Below are 18,475 nucleotides of genomic sequence, written 5' to 3' on the forward strand. Positions count from 1 at the left end.
GATCAGCTGGAGCCCGTCCGGCGGATCGTGTGACCTCCTCATGCTTGTGGCGTTGGGCAGATGCGTAGCCGGGCCGGCGGAATGACCGCCGGCTCTTCAGCCATGAGCAGTAGGAGGCGTGCATCGTGTTGACCGGTGACAACTTCAGCAGCAGTACTTTCGCCGTCGAGCTCGGCAAGTTCCAGGTGGAGACCGTCCAGAGCGTCTCGGGACTCCAGCTGGAGCAGGACGTGGTCGAGGTCCGACAGGTCTCGTCGACCGGTGAGCTGATCGTTCGCAAGCAGCCGGGGGCGCGCAGGACCGGCGAGATCACGATCACCCGCGGCATGGACAAGAGCACCGCGTTCACCGACTGGATCAAGGCCACCCTGGTCAACGCCGACCTCGACTCCGCCCGTCAGGACATCACGATCGCGTTGAAGGACGCGAACAAGCAGACCGTGCGCCGCATTCACCTCAGCAACGCCTGGGCGTCCCGCTGGGAGGGGCCGCAGCTGGGCGCCGCCGAGTCCGGGCCCGCGACGGAGCAGGTGACGATCACCTACGAGGACATCACCGTCGAGTAGCGGGCGAGTGCTGTCCGGCGGATCACGTCCGCGGCCATGGGCGGATCGCAGCGACGGTGACGGTGCCGCAAGGAGGGCCTCGCGGGTCGGTCCGGCAGTGTCCGGCGTGGTTCGCCCACGGCCGGGGTTCGATTCGGACGTCCCCGGCGGGCCGGCGGCGGGGGAGCCGTGGAGGACGACCTCGGACGGAGCGTTGGGCCGGTTGGGTTCGTGGTGTGGTGGGCCCCGGTGACCCCGCTCAGGGTGAGGAGTACAGGAGGGCCGGGGGCGGTCCCGGCCCGGTACCGACGAGGTCTTCGCCATGCGGGAGCCCCGCCTGCTGCCCGGCCTGCCGGGCGACCCCGGCCCGGCCGGCCTGCCGGGCCGGGTCGAGACACCGCCCGCGACCGGCCGGCCCGCCGGCGCCCGGGCATGGCCGGTCGCCGTCGTGGCGGCGGCGTTCGTCGTGGCGCAGCTGACGCTGGTGGCGCCGGGACTCGGCCTCGGCTGGGACGAGACGGTGTACGTCAGCCAGGTCGGCCGACAGGGCCCGGCGGCGTTCTTCAGCGCGCCCCGGGCCCGGGGCATCGCCTTCCTCGCCGCTCCCGTCGCGGCCCTCACCACATCGACGACGGCCCTGCGGCTCTGGCTGGCCGTGCTGTCCGGCGTCGGCCTGTTCCTCGCCCTGCGGGTCTGGCGCTCGCTGCTGCCCCCGCCGGTCGTCGCGCTGGCCGGAGCACTGTTCGCGACGCTGTGGTTCACCCTGTACTACGGGCCGCAGGTGATGCCGAACCTCTGGGTCGCCTACGGTGCCCTCGCCGCGGTGGGCTTCTTCCTGCGCGCCGCCCGGAACCCCGGCGAGACCCGCGCCCTGGTGGGCCTGGGACTGGCTGTCGGCTTCGTGGCGCTGATGCGCCCACCCGACGCCGTATGGCTGGTCCTTCCCCTGGCAGCGGCTTCGCTGCTGGTACGCGCGTGGCGGCGGCCGGTGCTGCTGTGCGTGCTCGCCGCGGGCCTGGCCGTCGGCAGCGCCGAGTGGGTGATCGAGGCGTACGTGCGCTACGGCGGCCTCGCGGCGCGCCTGCGGCGTTCCGGTGAGATCCAGGGAGGCCTGGGCTGGTACGTCGCGGTGGACGACCACGTGCGGGCGCTGGGCGGCCGTACGCTGTGCCGCCCGTGCGACGTTCCGTGGCGGAACCCGGCCACCGCGCTGTGGTTCCTGGCCCTGCCGCTGCTGGTCGCGGGCGGCATCCGGGCGGCCGCGCGGACACCCCACCGCACCGCCACGAACCTCGCCGCCGTCACCGGGCTGGTGTTCGCGCTGCCGTACCTGTTCACCATCGACTACGCCGCACCCCGCTTCCTGCTCCCCACCTACGCCCTGCTGGCGCTGCCGGTCGCGGTCCTCCTCGTACGGCTCGCGCGTCTGCGCACGCGCCGGCGGCCCGCACTCGCCGGCCTGTGCCTGCTCGCGCTCCTGGGGCACCTGGTGATCCAGTACACGGTGCTCAGCTCCGTGACGCGACGGGTCCGCACCGACACGGCGACCCACGTGCGGATCGTCGCCGAACTGCGCGCACGCGGCGTGCGGCCGCCGTGCGTCGTGACCGGCGAGGAGGCCATCCGTCTGGCGTACCGCGCCGGTTGCGCCTCCCGCCAGCCGGCCGGCCCCGACACGAGCATCACCCCGGCGGGCCTCGCCCGAACGGCCCTGCACCGGCCGGTCGCCGTGCTGCTCTCCCACAACCGCCCCGCCCCCGCGTACGCCCGCGACTGGCCCTCCTACCCGCTCCCGGACCTGCCGAGGCGCCCGTCATTCCGCGTACTGATCTCCCCGTAGCCGCCCCGGCGAAGGCGGAGCCGAGGGCGGCGCCGCGCCGCGCCGGCCGGTGTCACGCATCCCCCTCGCCGACTGCCGACCCCGTCGACCACGGACCTGCACCACGGCCGCCCTGCCGGCCCATCGCACGGTCCGTCATCGCCGACCCTGTACGCGTCCGGCACCCCATCCGCTGTGCAAGGCCGAGCACGTCCGCGCCCGCGCATGCTGCCGACGGCGTGTCCGGCCTAAGTTCAGAGGCTGGCGAGCAGGTCGTCGAGCGGCGCGGGTACGCGGTCGGCGTCCAGGGCCTCGACGAGAACCCGGCCGTAGTGGATCTTGCGCCCCTTCTTCGTACCGAGGAAGCGCCGCAACTGCTGATGTGCGGTGCGGCCCTGCTGTGCGGGCTGGCGCAGGAACGTCTGCAGGGCACGCAGGTCCCCCTCGGCCCGGACGAGTTCCGTCACCCGCGCGACACCCAGTGCGCGGATCAGCTCGTCCTCCAGATCCGCCGCGCAGACGAAGAACCCTTGCTGCGCCGCACGGGCCTTCTCCCAGCCACGGGCGTAGTAGCGACGCTCCCCCTCGTCGCACAGCCCCGCGAGGCGGAGGCCCAGACCGGACGGGCCGAGGAGGCGGGCGAAGCGCCCGACGTTCATCGCACCGCCCATCGTCAGGACGGAGATCCCTTCGGCCGCCAGGTCCCGGCCGCGGCGCTCGGCCAACGCGCCGACCGCTGCGACGTCGCTCGGCCCTTCGAGCAGGACGACTGCCCGCACGGGCAGCCGCGCGGCCAGCTCACGCGCGGGGTCGCCGGGCCCACCGGCCGCCCACGCGGTGACCGCCTCCTGGAACGCCCCCATGTCATCCATGCGCCGAGTCTCCGCCCCGCCCCGACCACCACGCCAGGCAATTTCCGTCGAGCCAGGACCGCTCTCGGCACCATCGCCTTCGCCGCACCCGACCAGGCCCGGGGCGAGCCGACCACCGAGGACTCCGCGAAGCAGCCGGCCGAGGAACCGGGAGCCCGCTGAGGGCTGCCGCCATTCGGTCGTGGTGGGTCTGTGCCGGGGTCGGGCGGCGGCCGGAGACGGCAGCAGAACGAGGCATCCGTCCGGGAGCCGTGGTGCGTACGGGTGCACTCGCAGATGAATCCGTACCAGTCCCCGGCGAGTGTGGGGAATCGGCGGGCGACTCCGACGTCTCCTGTGCAGACGGACATACGGCTGGCACACCGAGATCCGCCGTAACTGGAGGACACCGTGAAGTACCTGATGATGGTGCTGGGCTCACAGGCCGACTACGACGCCATGAAGGGCAGGCCGTCGGCGCACTCCCCGGCCTGGAGCGAACAAGACCTGCAGACCATGTTCGACTACATGAACGCGATCAACGACGACCTCACCCGCTCCGGTGAAATGGTCGACGGCCAGGGGCTCGTGGACCCGGCGAAGACCCGGTTCGTGACCCTGGACGACGCGGGCAAGCCCGTGATCAGGGACGCCCCGTACGGGCAGACGCAGGAAGTGCTCGCCGGGTACTGGCTCGTCGACTGCGCGAGCCTGGAGCGGGTGACGGAGATCGCGGCGAGGGTCGCCGCCTGCCCGGTCCCGGCAGGCACCCCCGACTACCCGGTCGTGATCCGGCAGATCGACGAGGCCGGCCCCTCACTGGAGACGCAGGACACCGGGGCCGCCTGACCGTGGCCCCACGGCGTCGAGGAGCCGCCGCGCCACCAGGCGCCGCAGATCCTCGACGAACGCCCGTACGCCGGTACGGGCACTTCGACGAGCCCGAGGACGCCATGACGGCGGTTCAGCGGTGCTGCTCCACGGGAGGGCATGCCGGGCCATCCCCTGCGGCTGACTGATCCGGGTCGCAGCCCGGAGGGTTGACCAACCGGAGGCCGACCGGCCCGGGGCGGTCGCCGCGGCGCGACGGGGGAGTGGTGGCGTTTCGGCGACCACAGTTCGGCGGACGGGCCGACCACGGGCTCGGGCACGTGTGACGGCGGGGCCGGTACGGACACCGCTACCGCATTGCGCGCGACCTCGTCCTGCCGTGGGCCGGTTGCGGACCTGGGTGGGGCGTGCTGCGTTTGCCCGGGCGTCGTCGCACTGCGCCCCGGGCGGCCCGGCGCAGTGGCCCCGGCCCGAGGGGCGTGGTGCCCAGGGCCTGCGGCTGTACTGCCGCCGGCCTCACCCCGCTGAGAGGGGCCGGCCCAGGATGCGGCACGATGACCGCATGAACGGACAACGGGGAAGCACTGAAGAGGAATCCATCGCGGATCTCGCCCGGCGACTCGTCGCGGCGGACACCGGCGGCTGGACGCCGGACGGGGTGAGGGCCTTGGCGGCCCAGCTCGGCTGGGCCTGGAGCGGCACGCCGTCCGACACCGTCCTGACGACCGGTCGCTCCGCCGGGAACGCTCACCTCCGCCCGGTGGGCGAGTTCGAGGAGCGTTACGTCGGTGGCGAGTCGTACGTGGAGCTCGCGGTCCCGGTGGCGACCGCCGCACCGGACGACGCGGCACAGGCAGCCGCCTTCCGCGCGGCCAAGGACGAGCTGACCGAAGCGCTGGGCAAACCGTCCATCATGGGCTCGCACGGCGACATGGGGCCCTTCTACGACAGCGGGCAGCTCTGGGGCGCGCCCTTCCTGCGCTGGCGCGGCCGGCCGGACACGCTGGAACTGCGCGCCGGGAAATCGGGGCCGGAGCTGGTCCTGCAGCCCACCGGGCCGGCGGAGAACTGGTTCTGGCGTCAAGGCGTCGGTGAAGAGAACTCGATCAGCGGTTTCTTCGGCAGCAATCGCGACCAGGCCAACGTCGGCCTCGGCTTCCCCGGCGGCTGGAAGGCGCGCAGTTGGGAGACCGTCACCCGGTCCCTGGGCGACTTCCTGGGAGCGCTGCCCGCGGAGACCACCGCACTCGGCGTCAGGATCGGGATGCCGTTCTACGGGCGCAACGCCCACGGAGCGCCCATCCTCTTCGACGTGACGTGCGGCGACCGGCTGGCCATCGGCTGCTTCGCCCCGGACGACGTCGATCCGGCCGCACTCGGCTGGGGCACGGCCGCCCAGCACCCGAGCACGGCGTCGATCTGGGACGACGACGATCCGGTGTGGCGCGTGGACGCGGGCGGCCCCGGTGAACCGAAGGGCCGTGCGCTCGCGGAGATGCTCGTGGCGACGGCCAGGGCGGCGGGGGTGAGCGATCCGTCCGACCTGATCGTCGGAGGCGAGGCCGAGTACGTGGACGGTTACCACGTCACGTACTACGGCCTGGGCCTGCCGACGGGCTGACGGTGCTGGATGCCTCACGCACGGCCGCCTGTGCGTGAGGCATTCACAGCCGTCGGGCGACAGAACTCATCAGGAGGGCGGCCGGTCGCGCGGCCGCCCGGCGCTTGCCTGGCTGCGTCGGCCCGGCTTGCGACCGTCCCGGCGCCGCGACGGCCGCCGCACGCATGGCTCTTATGTCGGGTGCCACTCCGACAGAGTGACCGAGTTGATCGGGTCGAGGTTGTAGTACACGCCATTCTGGGCCGGGATGAAGTAGCGGCAGTCGGTGCCGATGCTCTCGCACAGGGCGGCGCGGGCGTTGTCGGACTGGTTGTTCAGGACCCAGTGGTCGCCGTACTGGTTGTAGATCCGGTGCGGTCCGTATGCCCAGAAGACATGGCTCGGGCTGACGGCGGGATCCTGGTTCTGCGGGTAGATGCACACCGCGCCGTAGGGGCAGTTGGCCCACGAGCCGGCCGCCTGTGCCGGGGAGGTGCCGGCTGCCGTGATGGCGGTGGTCGCGAGTGCGAGCGCGGCGGCACTGCAGAGGAGTCTGCGCACGGTCATGCCTTTCGAGGTCGCCTGCGTAGAAGGAGCCCGGAGGGCCCGTGCCGATACGGTAGGCAGCGATGGACGGCGAGCGTTCCTGACGAGTGTCAGGGTTGCGGTCCGGTGCCGCCTCGCGACCTGCTTCGGTGGCGTGCTGCTGGCGCTGTATCCCGTGGATGAGCTGGCTGCTGACGCGGCGACCGCCATCCCGCCTCCCGCTGCGTGGTCGGGGAGTGCCCAGCCGAGGGCATGGCCAGGCGCCTTGACCTGAAGCGTGATTGAGGTTCTAGCGTGTCGCCCACTTGATCGTCCGACGACGGGAGACACGCCCATGATCCTCGTGACCGGAGCCACTGGAAACATCGGCAGTGCCCTGCTCAAGGAGCTGCACGCACGCGGTGTCGGGCCGCTGAGAGGGCTCACCCGTGATGCCGCACGTGCCGTCCTCCCCGAAGGTGTCGAGCCTGTGGAGGGCGACTTCGCGGACCCTGCGTCGTTGAAGCCCGCGCTGGAGGGGGTGCGCTCGCTCTTTCTCCTGTCGCGTCTGGGCTCGGACGCCGACATCCTCGAAGTCGCCCGGCAGGCGGGCGTGGAGCACGTCGTGCTGGTGTCGTCCATCACCGTCCAGACCCACCCGCACCTCGGCCCCGCCGGCGAGAACCTGGCGGTGGAGCAGCTCCTCAAGGCAAGCGGCATGGCCTGGACGATCCTGCGGCCGACGCAATTCGCCTCGAATGCCCTGATGTGGGCGGATTCCATCAGCGGCCAGGAGACCGTCTACGCGCCGTACGCAGAGACCGCGCTGCCCACCATCCACCCTGCGGACATCGCATCGGTGGCACGCGTGGCACTGACCGAGCCCGGCCATCGCGGACGCACGTATGCCTTGACCGGTCCAGAGCCGGTGACCGCCCGACAGCAGGTCGAGGCCATCGCGGCAGCACTGGGCCGGGAGGTTCGCTTCGCCGAGATCAGCCGCCGGCGGGCCCGAGCACAGATGGTCGCGGTCTTCGGGCCCGACGCTGCGGACGCGGTGCTCGACGTCACTGGCGGAGACGTGAACCACGAGCTGCTGATGGTGCGCGACACGGTTCCACGGGTCACCGGAACGCCGGCCCGCCCGTTCCAGCAGTGGGCTGCGGAGAACGCCGACGCCTTCCGTTGAGGCGCCTGGGCTTGAGCCCGTTCATCCGTACGCGTGCGGACGGAAGGAGAGGCGCCCGTACGGCGCAGCGCCCACCCCCAGGGCGGGATCTCGGGGTCGAGTACGCGGCGCACCAGGTCGGCCCGGGGCCGTAGTGCGGGGGACCGTCCGCGGAGCGTGGAGGCTAAGATCCGGGCCATGGCGCTGATGATGAAGGACGTGGACCGGTTCGAGGCGTCCAGGCCCCGCCTGGAGGCCATCGCCTACCGCCTGCTCGGCTCCGCGAACGAGGCCGAGGACGCCGTGCAGGAGACGTTCTTGCGCTGGCAGGCCGCCGACGTCGATCACATCGAGGTCCCCGAGGCATGGCTGACGAAGGTTCTCACCAACCTGTGCCTCAACCAGCTCACCTCGGCCCGCGCGCGGCGCGAGACCTATGTGGGCCAGTGGCTCCCCGAGCCGCTGCTCGCCGGGGACCCCATGCTCGGCCCGGCCGACACCGCCGAGCAGCGCGAATCGGTCTCGTACGCGGTCCTCGTCCTCCTGGAGCGCCTTTCCCCCAACGAGCGTGCGGTGTACGTGCTGCGCGAGGCCTTCGGCTACGGGCACCGGGAGATCGCCGACATCCTCGACATCACCGAGGCCGCCAGCCAGCAGATCTTCCACCGCGCCAAGAAGCACGTCGCGGACGGCAAGGCCCGCACTGAAGTCGACGAGGCCGCGGCCCGGCGGATCGTCGACGAGTTCCTCGCGGCCGCCACCAGCGGCCGGACCGAGCCGCTCGTGCGGCTGCTCACCCAGGACGCCATCGCGGTCGGCGACGGCGGCGGGAAGGTCCCGGCCCGCACGAAGGCGTTCGAGGGAGCCCTGGCGGTCGCGAAGTTCATGCGGGGCCTGTTCAGGCCGAGCCCGGCCAAGCGCGCCCTGGTCGGCGGCTCGGCCGAGGTCTACGCCACGACGGCCAACGGCGACCCCGCCATCATCGGTGTCGTCGACGGCCGGGTCGTCGGTGTGATCTGTCTGGAGATCAGCGCCGACGGCATCGCCGCCTTCCGCAGCCAGGTCAACCCCGACAAGCTGGAACGCGTGACGCGGCGGTGGGCGGCCGAAGACCACCCCGTGCCTCTGCTGACGGCCTTCTGATCCCGATGTGAGGGGGTCGCCGCCGGGCGCATCGCCCGGCGACCGCACGGCGTGGACGTCGCCGCCACCCTCGTCAGCGCCGCGCGCGACTTCGTCGAGCGCGTCGGACCGCACCAGCTCGCGGCCGACCAGGACTCCACTCCGGCCCCTCAGCGAGATGTTCGCCGGGCACCGGCGTCGAACCGAGGCCGGCGAAGGCAACCGGCGTCGACGCCGACCGGAAGGCTGCCGCCGACGGCAGGGCGATCCCTGCCGCGGTCACCGTGGGGGGCACCGGTTTCGCCGTCCACCCGCTCGCACAGGCCTCCGCCCTGGAGATGACCGCCACAGGCCTGATCGTGGTCGAACCGACCATGCGCGCGGTCTCGGACGTGGACGTATACGCCATCGGCGACTTGGTCATGGTGAGGGGCCGCGGCGGCAAGCCGCCGCGGATGTCGTGCGCCTCCGGGTTCCCACCGCGTGGCGGTCGGCCGACGCCATCGCGGCGCGCCTGACCGGCAGGAAGGTCCCGAGCGCGCCGCTGCGCTACGTCGACCAGTGCCTCTCGCTGGGCCGCGGGGACGGACTCGTCCAACCCGCCTCGGAGGCTCGCACTCCCCTTCTGCTCCGTGAAATCGCTGTTCCCGCAGCCCGTCGCGTGATCGACTGTGGCCGTACGCAACCCCGTTGACCACACCGGAGCCACCTTGCCCATCCGCATCACCGCCCTCACCGATCCCCACCCCACCTCGGCCGGCCATCGCCTCGCCTGGCTGGCCAGTGGGGATGACGGCGATCCGCTCGGTTCCGCGTTCCTGCGGGTGTTCACCCGGGACGGCCAGGAACACCTGGCCGAGCTGGAGGTGAATGTGCACAGGGCGGAGCGGCGCAAGGGGGTCGGGTCGCGGCTCCTGGAGACGGCGGTGGCTGCCGCGCGGGAGGCGGGCAGGCGGTCCGTGGTCGCGCAGACCGACGAGGGCACGCCCGGCGATCACTTCCTTGCCGCAAGCGGCTTCCGCAGGGTGCTGACACTGACGTATGCCCGGCTCGCGCTGGACGAATTGGGCAGCGACGGGGTTGACGAGATCAACGCGATCGCCGAACGGCCGCACCCCGGCTACCGTCTCGCGTCTTGGCGAGGCACCGTCCCCGAGGAGCTGGCCCAGACGTTCGCCGACTCGCGCCGCGCGATGGACGACATGCCGATGGACGACACCGATTACGGTGTCGTGTCCTGGGACGTCGAGCGGGTTCTGGCCGCTGCCAAGGCCATCGCCGACCGTGGACAGCTGCTCACCACGGTGGTCGCCGTCGACGAGTCGGACGGCTCGATCGTCGGCTTCACGGAGCTCGTGGTGCCGGGCGACGGCAAGGGCGACGGGCTGCACTACGGCACAGGCGTACTGCCCGAGCACCGCGGCCATGGCCTCGGCCGCTGGATGAAGGCCGAGTCGATCCGCGTCGCCCGCACCGACCACCCGGAACTGGCCGGGCTCATCACCGATACGGCGGACAGCAACACGCACATGCGGCGCATCAATGACGCACTGGGATACGTCCCCACGCACAAGGCCCTGGAGTACCAGCTCGACCTCTGAAGCCCTGGGGGACCCACAGCCGCGACGCCGCCGAAGACCGAACGGCCCCAGGACGGGCCGGGCGGCGCCGTAGCAACGACCGCGGCCGCTGCGGGACGCCGGGAACACCGGCGGTTTCGAGAGTTTCGAGGAGTTTCGAGTGGCTGCGCGAGTCATTGACGCGCACAGGGTTCCACTCTACGGTCCCGTCCGACGACGCGACTTCCGTTCGGAATACCGGACGTTGGAACCCCCACTCCTGGAGCGTCCCCATGAGCCGCACCTCGAGCATCACCTCCCGCACCACCGCCCTGTTCACCGTCCCGGCCGCTCTCCTCCTGGCCCTGATGCCGTCGATGGCCTCCGCCTATCCCCACCCCGGCCGGGTCACCGGATCCGTCATCACCCACGATCCGACGATGCTCCGCACCTCGTCGGGGCAGTACCTCCTCTACGCCACCGGTGGTGGCATCAGCAGCAAGACCTCCACCGACCGCACCGCATTCAGCGCCGGCGGCGACGCGTTCTCCGCGCGGCCGAGCTGGTGGCGGAACTACTCGTCCGTGCCGGAGGCCTGGGCGCCGGACATCTCGTACCACGGCGGCAGGTACCTGATGTACTACTCCGTCTCGACGTTCGGCTCGAACACCTCGGCCATCGGCCTCGCGACCTCGAGCACCGGCCGGCCGGGCAGCTGGAGCGACCGGGGAATCGTGTACACCTCGGGTTCGGCCAGCGACTACAACGCCATCGATCCCAACCTGTTCGTCGACAGCGACGGCAAGTGGTGGCTGTCGTTCGGCAGCTGGTGGAGCGGGATCAAAATGATCCAGCTCGATCCGTTCACCGGGAAGCAGCTGTCCGGCAACGGCACCCGCTACTCGCTCGCCTCCCGGCCGACGGGGACCAAGGCCGTGGAGGCACCCTTCATCGTCAAGCGCAACGGGTACTACTACCTCTTCGCCTCCTACGACACCTGCTGCAACGGCACCGGCTCGACGTACAAGGTGAAGGTCGGCCGCGCCACGCGTGTCACCGGGCCGTACTACGACAGGAACGGCGTCTCGATGATGAACAACGGCGGCACTCCCGTCCTCGAGTCGCACGGCAGCGTCATCGGCCCCGGAGGCCAGTCGATCATGAACGACGTCGACGGAGACCTGATCGTCTATCACTACTACGACGGCAACGCCAACGGCACACCCGAACTCGGCATCAACCTCCTGAACTGGAGCAGCGGATGGCCGGTCGCCCACTGACCCCGCCAGCCGTGCTGCCCATCACCTCTGGAAGCCGTCACGGGCCCTGATGGAGGAAGTCCCTCGTCCCCGGGGGAGCCACAGCATCCTCCGGTTCATGACGCGAGGCGTCTCACCCCCGCCACAGGACCCGAGCGGCGCGGGCGAGCACGCGCGGGCCCGTGAGGGTTCTGGGGTGCTTACGCATGTGGACGACGTCCATGTAGGCCTGATTCACCAGCGAGTCCTTCACCGACGCTTCGGTGATGCGGTCGCCGGCCCAACGCAGGAGTTTGTAGCCGCGGGGGTAGGGCCCGGTGACGTGCGGCTGGGCGAGGTCCGCGGTCGTGGACAGCTGCCACGCGGCGTCCACGACCACGGCGGCGCGGCGGAAGTAGCTCCAGGCGGCAGTGCGCGGGTCTGCTCCGGAACCGAGGTGCACACGAAGCGAGGACGCCTGGAGCGCGGCCAGGGTGAGGCCTTGACCGTAGATGGGGTTCACGGTCGCCATGGCATCGCCCACGACGACCAGGCCGCCCGGGAAGTGCGTGAGGTCGGTGAACCGGTGGCGGCGGCTCTCGCGGAAGTGGAAGGGCTCGACGTCGCCGATCATGTCGCCCTGCTCGGCCATCGCACGCAGCGGCGCGACGCACCGCCTCATGCGTGACAGGAACTGGTCCTTGTCCCGGCCCGGCCGGTAGTCGCGGTAGCCGGCGAGCACCACGGACCAGGCGTTGCCCTCCACGGCGACCATCGCACCGGGTTCGCAGGCGGTCGGCTGGTAGTCGCTCGCCGGGCCGGGCGTGGAATGGGCGATCACCAGGTCCGGGAACTCGGACCCGCGGGCGAATCGGGCCGTCGCGTATCCGAGGTCCACGCGCATCCGGTCGACGGGGGCGATGTCCCAGCCCTCTGCGGCCAGCCATGCGCTCAGGCGGCTGGAGCGGCCCATGGCGTCGACGACGAAGTCGGCGTCGAGCTCGTCGTCCGACCCGGCGGCGTCACCAGGGGAGACCCGGACCGCGACGACCCGGCCGTTGCGGATGACGATGCCCCTGCCCGCGGCGTGGTGGAACCGCACGGTGCCCGGAGCCGCCACGCGGCGCCGGACGTTCGCCTCGATGAACGCGCGTGTCGCGCCCACCATCTCGATATCGGCGACCGGAGCCTTGAGCACCCCGTCCACGTAGAACCGCACAGCGCTGCCGCGGCCGACTCGGGCGCCGTGGGCCGTCATCTCCTCGGTGATGCCCGGGAAGAGCCGCTCGATCTGGGTGTGTCCCATCGCCAGCAGCGCGTGGAGCTGGCGGCGGTGCGGGGCGCCGGTACCGGTGCCGTCCCCGCCGAGGAGGTCGGGTTCGACGACCACGACCTCTTCGGCGAAGTCGCTCAGCACACGGGCCGCAAGCAGCCCGGCGAAACTTCCCCCCAGGACGACAGCGCGCTGCACGTGCTCCCCCAAAGCGGCTCGGACGGTTCCCGGTGCCAGTCGGATCGGCGGGTCGGGCCGTGGCGATCATGGCATGTCAGGGACCTTACCTGCGACCCTGTTCACGGTGCGAGGGTCGTCAGAGCCATGGCCGAGCACGAGCGACCTCGTCACAGCCGGCTGTACGCACCTACGGGCGCCCGGCCTGCGGTTCGCGACCGTACTGGGCCGGAGGTATCGCCGAATCCACTCGCAGGGACGGTTTTGGTGCTGTCCTTCCAGGGTTCGCGCCGTGTGCGCTTCTTCAACGCCCCGTTGCTCCGCATGGCTTCCCAGCAGCCGGAGAGGGTGAAGGCGGGCGGCGTCACCGGTGCGGGCCTCCGGCTTCGCCGACGGCCGGGTAGGGGCCCGCGCCGCTGTGTGATCCGCTGTCGTTCGGTGCCTCGCCGGCCGAGTACGCCGATGCCGTTCCGCTCTGGCCGGGCCGTCAGGCGCTCGCCCGGCGTCCTGATCCACCCCGACCGCCTCCGGACGATCGCGGAGGCCCGCACGACGTGACGCTCCCGCTCGGGAGCCGACACCCCAGCGCGAAAGGACCAGCCCAGGTGCGCACCATGACGACCGAGACGCTGCGGCTACCGCTGCTGTACGCACCCTTCGAGCCGGCCGTGCATCCCGAGGTGCGCTGGCTGGAGCAACGGGCGATCGAGTGGGTCGACGCCTCGGGCATCTGCGCCGGCACCGCCGAGCGGAACCGGATCGTCGCCACGCGCAGCTCCGACTTCTGGGCCCGCTTCGTCCCCCATGCCGCCGACCGGGAGCGGCTGTTGACGACCACACTGTGGCACTACTGGGGCTTCGGGTTCGACGACGCCCACTGCGACTCGCCGCCCCTCAACACCCGACCCGACCTGTTCGCCGCGCTGGCCGGCCGTGTCCAGCGCGCTCTGGAGGCACCGGGCAGCGACAGCGGCGGCGAGCGGTACATTCCGGCGCTGTGCGACATCGCTGAACGGATGGCGCAGGCCGGACCCCCGGAGGCGTTCCGCCGGTTCGTGGCCGGCCACCGTGCCTGGCTGTCGGGGGTTACCTGGCAGATCGGCAACCAGGCGGCCAACCGCCGCCCCGGGGTGGACGAGTACCTGGCCATGCGGCTGCTCACCTCCGGCGGCGATGCCACCTTCGCCATGTGGGAACTGGCCACCGGCATCCACGTACCGGGAACGGAGATGCACCACCCGGCAACCCGTGCCCTGACCGAAATGGCCACCATGGTGGCCGCCCTCGACAACGACCGGCACTCGCTGCGGAAGGAACTCGACCACCAGCAGTCGGACCAGAACATCTTCACCGCGCTCATCCAGGACCGGCAGCTCACCCTGCAAGCGGCCGTCCATGAAGGGAACCGGCTGCGTGACCGCATCCTGCTCCGCTTCTGCCGGCTGCGGCAGGCCGTGCGGCCCAGGGCCGGCCAGGAACTGAACGCCTACCTGGACGGGCTGTGCCACGGCATCCGCGGCAACGCGGAATGGGGTCAGCGGGTACCGCGCTACCTCGACCCCGCCACCGGACCCGACGGAGAAGAGCCGGACATTGCCTGGGCCGAACACTCCGCGGACAACAGCCTGGCTCCGCTTCCGTTCCCCTCCATCACCTGGTGGTGGGACCGGCACCTGGCATGAAGATGCCCGGCGCCCGGGTCTCCGGCGCCTACTTGGCGGCACCGACGACCGGCTGACCGGGTGGGCCCCCACGGGTGGCCGGCATGGCGGAGGAGGACGACAGGGGGCCCGGCCGATGTGGCCGGGCCCCTCCGCGCCTGGTGATGTCAGCCGATGGTCAGCTTGTTCTTCCAGCCCACTCCGTCGCTGTTGCCGACGATCTCCACACCACTGCCCGACATCGCGGTGCGGCTGCCCGCGTAGAAGCGGACCGCGCCGTCCACACGGAGCGTCCAGATGTCCGGGATGCCGTCGCCGTTGGCATCGGGCGTGCCGTGCAGCAGCCGGATGTTGGTGCTGGCCCAGCCGGACGCGCCGTACTCCGTGTCGGCTCCGGCGGCAGAGTTCACGGCGAGGGCGATGGAGGTGATGTCCACCCCGGTGCCGTCGGCGTCCTTCTTGCCCGTCCGCAGGAGGAGCCGGCCGGTGACGTCGGTGCGGTAGATGAGGTCGCTGACCCCGTCGCCGGTGTTGTCCTGGACACTGACGATGTCCCGCTCGGTCCAGCCCGAGCTGCTCAGCCGGACCGCCTGCTCGACGGTGGCGCCGTTGTAGCCGATCAGCGCCCAGAAGGCGTCGCCGACGGTGATGAAGAAGTCCGTCTGGCCGTCGCCGGTCGCGTCTCCCGCGGAGACGATCTGCGTGATGGTGTCCGCGGCGGGCGCGCCGGCCGGGAGCAGGATCTCCTGGCGCTTGTCGATGTTGACGCCGCCGTAGCCGTCGCCGGGGTAGACCCACAGCTTGCCCTCGCGCCGGGCGACGAGGTCCTGGAGGCCGTCGCCTCCGTACACATCGCCCAGATGGGTGATCAGGGTGTTCTTCCAGTAGCCGGACGGCGCCGAGATGTGGACGGGCAGCCCGTCGTCACCGTTGGGGTCCTTGGCCGGGTTGCCCCGGTAGGCGCCGGACATGGAGTAGTCGAGGTCACCGGTGCCCTTGAGCAGGTCCGTCTGCGCCTCGGACGGGTAGAGCCGCAGGTTTCCGTTGGCGTCGACGACCATCAGGTCGGGCAGCCGGTCACCGGTGAAGTCGCCGGGGGCATCGGCCTGGTCCCGCGGAGTCACGTAGAAGAAGTACTTCAGCGGCTCGGAGACGTTGCCGGCGTCGTCGACCGCGCGGACGTACAGCACGTTCGGCCCGGCCAGCGGAGGCTTGACGTTCGACACGGTGGTCGTCGTGGTGACGGGTGCCCCGTTGGTCCTGGCCACCGAGAAGGGGTACGCGGCCTGGTTGAAGCCGTACTCGAAGCGCACCACGTCGGTCTGGGCGGCCTTGAAGGTGAACGATCCGGCGGTGCCGAACTTGACCGTGCTCCACTTGGCGTCCTCGGAGTCGTTCCCGAAGCCGTTGTCCTTGGCGTCGGCGTCCGGGAACTGCGTCGAGGACGCGGTCGGCGGTGAGGGCTTGGCGGTGTCGAACACGAACCGGCACGGGGTCTTGGTGTGCGAGTAGGAGGACGTGGCGCCGAACTTGTCGACCGCCCTGGCACGCCACGAGTAGGTGGTGCCGTTCTTCAGGATGCTCGTCGAGATCGGGTCGGTGTGCACCTTGGCGGAGTCGGTCTGGCTGCCCACCGACACCTTGCCCTTGCTGCCGAGCAGGTTGGTGGTGCTGCCGCCGGTCGGCCACAGCTCGAACTGGATCGTCGCCAGATTGCCGTCCTTGTCGCTGCTGTTCGCCCACAGGGTGATCGAGGACGCGCCCACGTTCAGGTACGGGGCGGTGGTGTCGCAGCGCGCCCCGTTCGGGTCGAGGACCAGGCTGGACGGGGTGGCCGGCGGGCGGTTGTACGACAGGTCGACGTAGGGGTCGTTGCCGCCGTTGGCCTGGAACTTCTTCCAGGAGTACTGCGAGCTCTCGTCGGACGCCTTGAAGCCGATGGTCATCGTCTTCCAGCCGCCGTCGACGGCCCTCTTCGCGGTCGGCTTGATGTCGAACACGACGTACTCGTCCGGGCAGGAACTCGACTTCCAGCCGTGCGCGAAGGTGCCGCCGCCGATCTTGTTGGCGCTGGTCATCTTCGGGGCGTTCTTCCAGTTCGTCTTGGAAGTGACCGGGCCGGTCAGGTGCACCGTCATGCTGCGCGGGCTGCACGACCAGGAGTACGTCTCCAGGGCGCGCAGTTTGGCGCTGTGCACCGTCGAGCCCTTGAGGTCGGGGTCCCAGTCGATGGTGAAGAACGACCGCGAGGTGCCCCAGGTGTCCGACTCGTAGCCGACGCGTGCCTCGTCGGTGCCGCCCTTGTTGAAGTTCCTGCCGTTGTAGAAGCTGGCGTTGGGGTGCCGGCTGTAGGCCGTCGTCCAGTCGTTGGTGTGCTTCTTGACCGAGGGGTCGATGAAGACCGGGTAGACCGTCGTGGGGTCGGCGAGGAATTCCTGATCCGGTGTCAGAACCCAGTTCTCGCCCTCCAGGTCCGTGCCGACCAGCGTGCCGCGCGAGTCGGGCTGCGGGCCGTTGACCCCGGGCAGGGAGAGCGTCGCCGCCGCACCCGTCTGCGAGGGTTCGGGGCTGGGCTCGGGCGGCACCGGCGGAGCCGAGCCCTCGATCTCGGCCGTCACGGAAGGATCGGCGGCCTCGTCCGTCGCCACGGGCAGCACCTCGTTGAAGGTGTCACCCTGGTCACCGTCGTTCACGGCGTCCGTCGGCTCGCCGGACGGCGACGGCGACACGCCGGGATCCGCCGTCGGCACGGGGGACTCGGAGGGAATCACCTCCGGAGCCGTCGGGGAGGCGCTCGTGCCGGCCTGACCGTCCGTCAGGGCGGGGGTGCCGGAGCTGTCCCACATCAGCGGCGTGGGGGAATCGGCGACATCCGTGCCGGCGGCGTCCACGGCGGTGAGGACGCCGGTGACGGAGTCCAGCGAGAACGACAGATCGGGCGAGGACAGCCCGTACGACAGCTGCGCCACCCGCGGGTCGGCGGCCGCCTGGCGGTTCTTCACCACCAGGAGCTGGGCGAAGCCCCCGTCGCCGGCGGTGAGCACCAAGTCGGCGCCCGGCAGGATCTCCGGGTAGAGGGCCCTCGGGCCGTCGACGATCGGGGTCGGCACCGTGCCCGGCCAGGTCAGCACGATGTCGTGCCCGTTGACCGTGAGCGTGGCGAGCGGACTGTTCCCGGTCGTCGTCGTGGTCTCCCCGGGCAGCAGCGAGATGCGCTGCACGCCCGCGCGCGACGCACGGTCGGCGCCGGCCTTCGACCCGGCCGAGAAGACCATGCCGACGTTGGTCGCCTTGGGCGTCCAGCCGTCGGCCACCCGCACGAGGTCCGTGTCGATGGCCTTCCAGGCCCCGCCGACCTTGGCGCGGATCGGGCTGGCATGGATGCGCCGCTGCATCAGCCCGTCCGGCCTGGCCCACGTCGTGGAGTACGGCGTGCGCATCGCCGTCGCCTCGACGGCCCTGCCGGTCTTCCTGGCCCGGGCCGCGGCGTCGGCCTCACCGACCGGCGCGCTCTGCCCCGTACGCGGCTTGGCCGATTCCGGTTGCTGCTCGGGCGTGTTCCACCCTGCGTACGCCAGTCCTGAGGCCACGACGACGGCGGCCGCGACCCCCGCGAGTGGCCGGCGTCCGGGCATGCGGCGCCATCTGCTCGTCATGAGCGAGGTTTCCTTCCCCCCTCGAAACCGGCGTACGGCAGACCGCCGACCGGGCTCTTCTGGCTGTTCACGCGGGTACGGCAAGGCGAAGCCCGGGCGTGACGGATGCGAGCAGATCATGACCCACGGAGGAGCGGCCGTCACGTGCCGGACGGGGAACCGCAGCCGGGCCCGGACGTCCCCGCGCGGGGACAGGCCGGTGCACTCCCCGGCAGCGGAGCCGGGGGGCACTCCGAGAGAACCGGTCATTCCCTGCGTTTTACCGGCATACGGCCGGGTGATTTCGCGCCATGTGGACGTCCGAGTTCCTGATGTGTTCAAAGTCCGGACGGTGTGCTCTCACAGGCACTCGCCTGAGCTTGAACGCCTTCCGTCCCACCTGCCGTGACCTGTGCCGATTTCGGTCCGTGATCATCGTCACTTGATCACTTCTCATCTGTTCTTTCTTCA

Annotated in this window: 13 protein-coding genes and 1 pseudogene; 10 read left to right on the forward strand and 4 right to left on the reverse strand. The window is 71.1% G+C overall.

The features are described from left to right. Positions 1-125 precede the first annotated feature (125 nt). Positions 126-566, forward strand: a complete 441-nt coding sequence (locus tag ABEB09_RS33735; protein ID WP_345693718.1) for a phage tail protein — start codon at positions 126-128, stop codon at positions 564-566. Positions 567-867: 301 nt separating this feature from the next. After that, complete coding sequence (locus ABEB09_RS33740; RefSeq protein ID WP_345693719.1) at positions 868-2,385, forward strand: hypothetical protein; 1,518 nt, start codon at positions 868-870, stop codon at positions 2,383-2,385. 233 nt (positions 2,386-2,618) lie between these two features. On the opposite strand, the gene ABEB09_RS33745 is transcribed toward ABEB09_RS33740, so the two are convergent. After that, complete coding sequence (locus ABEB09_RS33745) at positions 2,619-3,236, reverse strand: TOPRIM nucleotidyl transferase/hydrolase domain-containing protein (RefSeq protein WP_345693720.1); 618 nt, start codon at positions 3,234-3,236, stop codon at positions 2,619-2,621. A 390-nt stretch (positions 3,237-3,626) separates the two neighbouring features. Between ABEB09_RS33745 and ABEB09_RS33750 the strand changes: the two genes are divergently transcribed. Further along, a complete protein-coding gene (locus ABEB09_RS33750) occupies positions 3,627-4,064 on the forward strand; it encodes a YciI family protein (RefSeq protein ID WP_345693721.1) in 438 nt (145 codons plus the stop codon). 544 nt (positions 4,065-4,608) lie between these two features. Continuing rightward, positions 4,609-5,667 (forward strand): hypothetical protein, encoded by a 1,059-nt coding sequence (locus ABEB09_RS33755; RefSeq protein ID WP_345693722.1) that lies wholly within the window; start codon positions 4,609-4,611, stop codon positions 5,665-5,667. Between the two features lie 171 nt (positions 5,668-5,838). On the opposite strand, the gene ABEB09_RS33760 is transcribed toward ABEB09_RS33755, so the two are convergent. Then, complete coding sequence (locus ABEB09_RS33760; RefSeq protein ID WP_345693723.1) at positions 5,839-6,213, reverse strand: hypothetical protein; 375 nt, start codon at positions 6,211-6,213, stop codon at positions 5,839-5,841. Between the two features lie 313 nt (positions 6,214-6,526). Here ABEB09_RS33760 and ABEB09_RS33765 point away from each other — a divergent pair, with 313 nt between their 5' ends. From ABEB09_RS33765 to ABEB09_RS33785, 5 genes and pseudogenes are all read left to right on the forward strand, one after another. Then, positions 6,527-7,360, forward strand: a complete 834-nt coding sequence (locus ABEB09_RS33765) for an NAD(P)H-binding protein (protein ID WP_345693724.1) — start codon at positions 6,527-6,529, stop codon at positions 7,358-7,360. A gap of 177 nt (positions 7,361-7,537) precedes the next feature. After that, the gene (locus tag ABEB09_RS33770) at positions 7,538-8,482 is read left to right on the forward strand and encodes an RNA polymerase sigma-70 factor (protein ID WP_345693725.1); all 945 of its coding nucleotides are present in this window, start codon (positions 7,538-7,540) and stop codon (positions 8,480-8,482) included. A gap of 200 nt (positions 8,483-8,682) precedes the next feature. Beyond that, a pseudogene (locus tag ABEB09_RS33775) lies at positions 8,683-9,059 on the forward strand (FAD-dependent oxidoreductase); the annotation flags it as partial. A 112-nt stretch (positions 9,060-9,171) separates the two neighbouring features. Further along, positions 9,172-10,062 (forward strand): GNAT family N-acetyltransferase, encoded by an 891-nt coding sequence (locus ABEB09_RS33780; protein WP_345693726.1) that lies wholly within the window; start codon positions 9,172-9,174, stop codon positions 10,060-10,062. 251 nt (positions 10,063-10,313) lie between these two features. Continuing rightward, complete coding sequence (locus ABEB09_RS33785) at positions 10,314-11,300, forward strand: arabinan endo-1,5-alpha-L-arabinosidase (RefSeq protein WP_345693727.1); 987 nt, start codon at positions 10,314-10,316, stop codon at positions 11,298-11,300. 112 nt (positions 11,301-11,412) lie between these two features. Here the strand turns inward: ABEB09_RS33785 and ABEB09_RS33790 are convergent, their stop codons facing one another. Next, on the reverse strand, positions 11,413-12,729 hold the full coding sequence (locus ABEB09_RS33790; RefSeq protein ID WP_345693728.1) for an FAD-dependent oxidoreductase: 1,317 nt from the start codon (positions 12,727-12,729) through the stop codon (positions 11,413-11,415). Positions 12,730-13,322: 593 nt separating this feature from the next. On the opposite strand from ABEB09_RS33790, the gene ABEB09_RS33795 reads away from it, so the two are divergent. Then, the gene (locus tag ABEB09_RS33795) at positions 13,323-14,390 is read left to right on the forward strand and encodes a terpene synthase family protein (protein WP_345693729.1); all 1,068 of its coding nucleotides are present in this window, start codon (positions 13,323-13,325) and stop codon (positions 14,388-14,390) included. Positions 14,391-14,536: 146 nt separating this feature from the next. On the opposite strand, the gene ABEB09_RS33800 is transcribed toward ABEB09_RS33795, so the two are convergent. Continuing rightward, positions 14,537-18,025 (reverse strand): DNRLRE domain-containing protein, encoded by a 3,489-nt coding sequence (locus ABEB09_RS33800; RefSeq protein WP_345693730.1) that lies wholly within the window; start codon positions 18,023-18,025, stop codon positions 14,537-14,539. Between the last annotated feature and the right edge of the window lie 450 nt (positions 18,026-18,475).

It is taken from the genome of Streptomyces coeruleoprunus (genome assembly GCF_039542925.1).
Classification (GTDB): Bacteria; Actinomycetota; Actinomycetes; order Streptomycetales; family Streptomycetaceae; genus Streptomyces; species Streptomyces coeruleoprunus.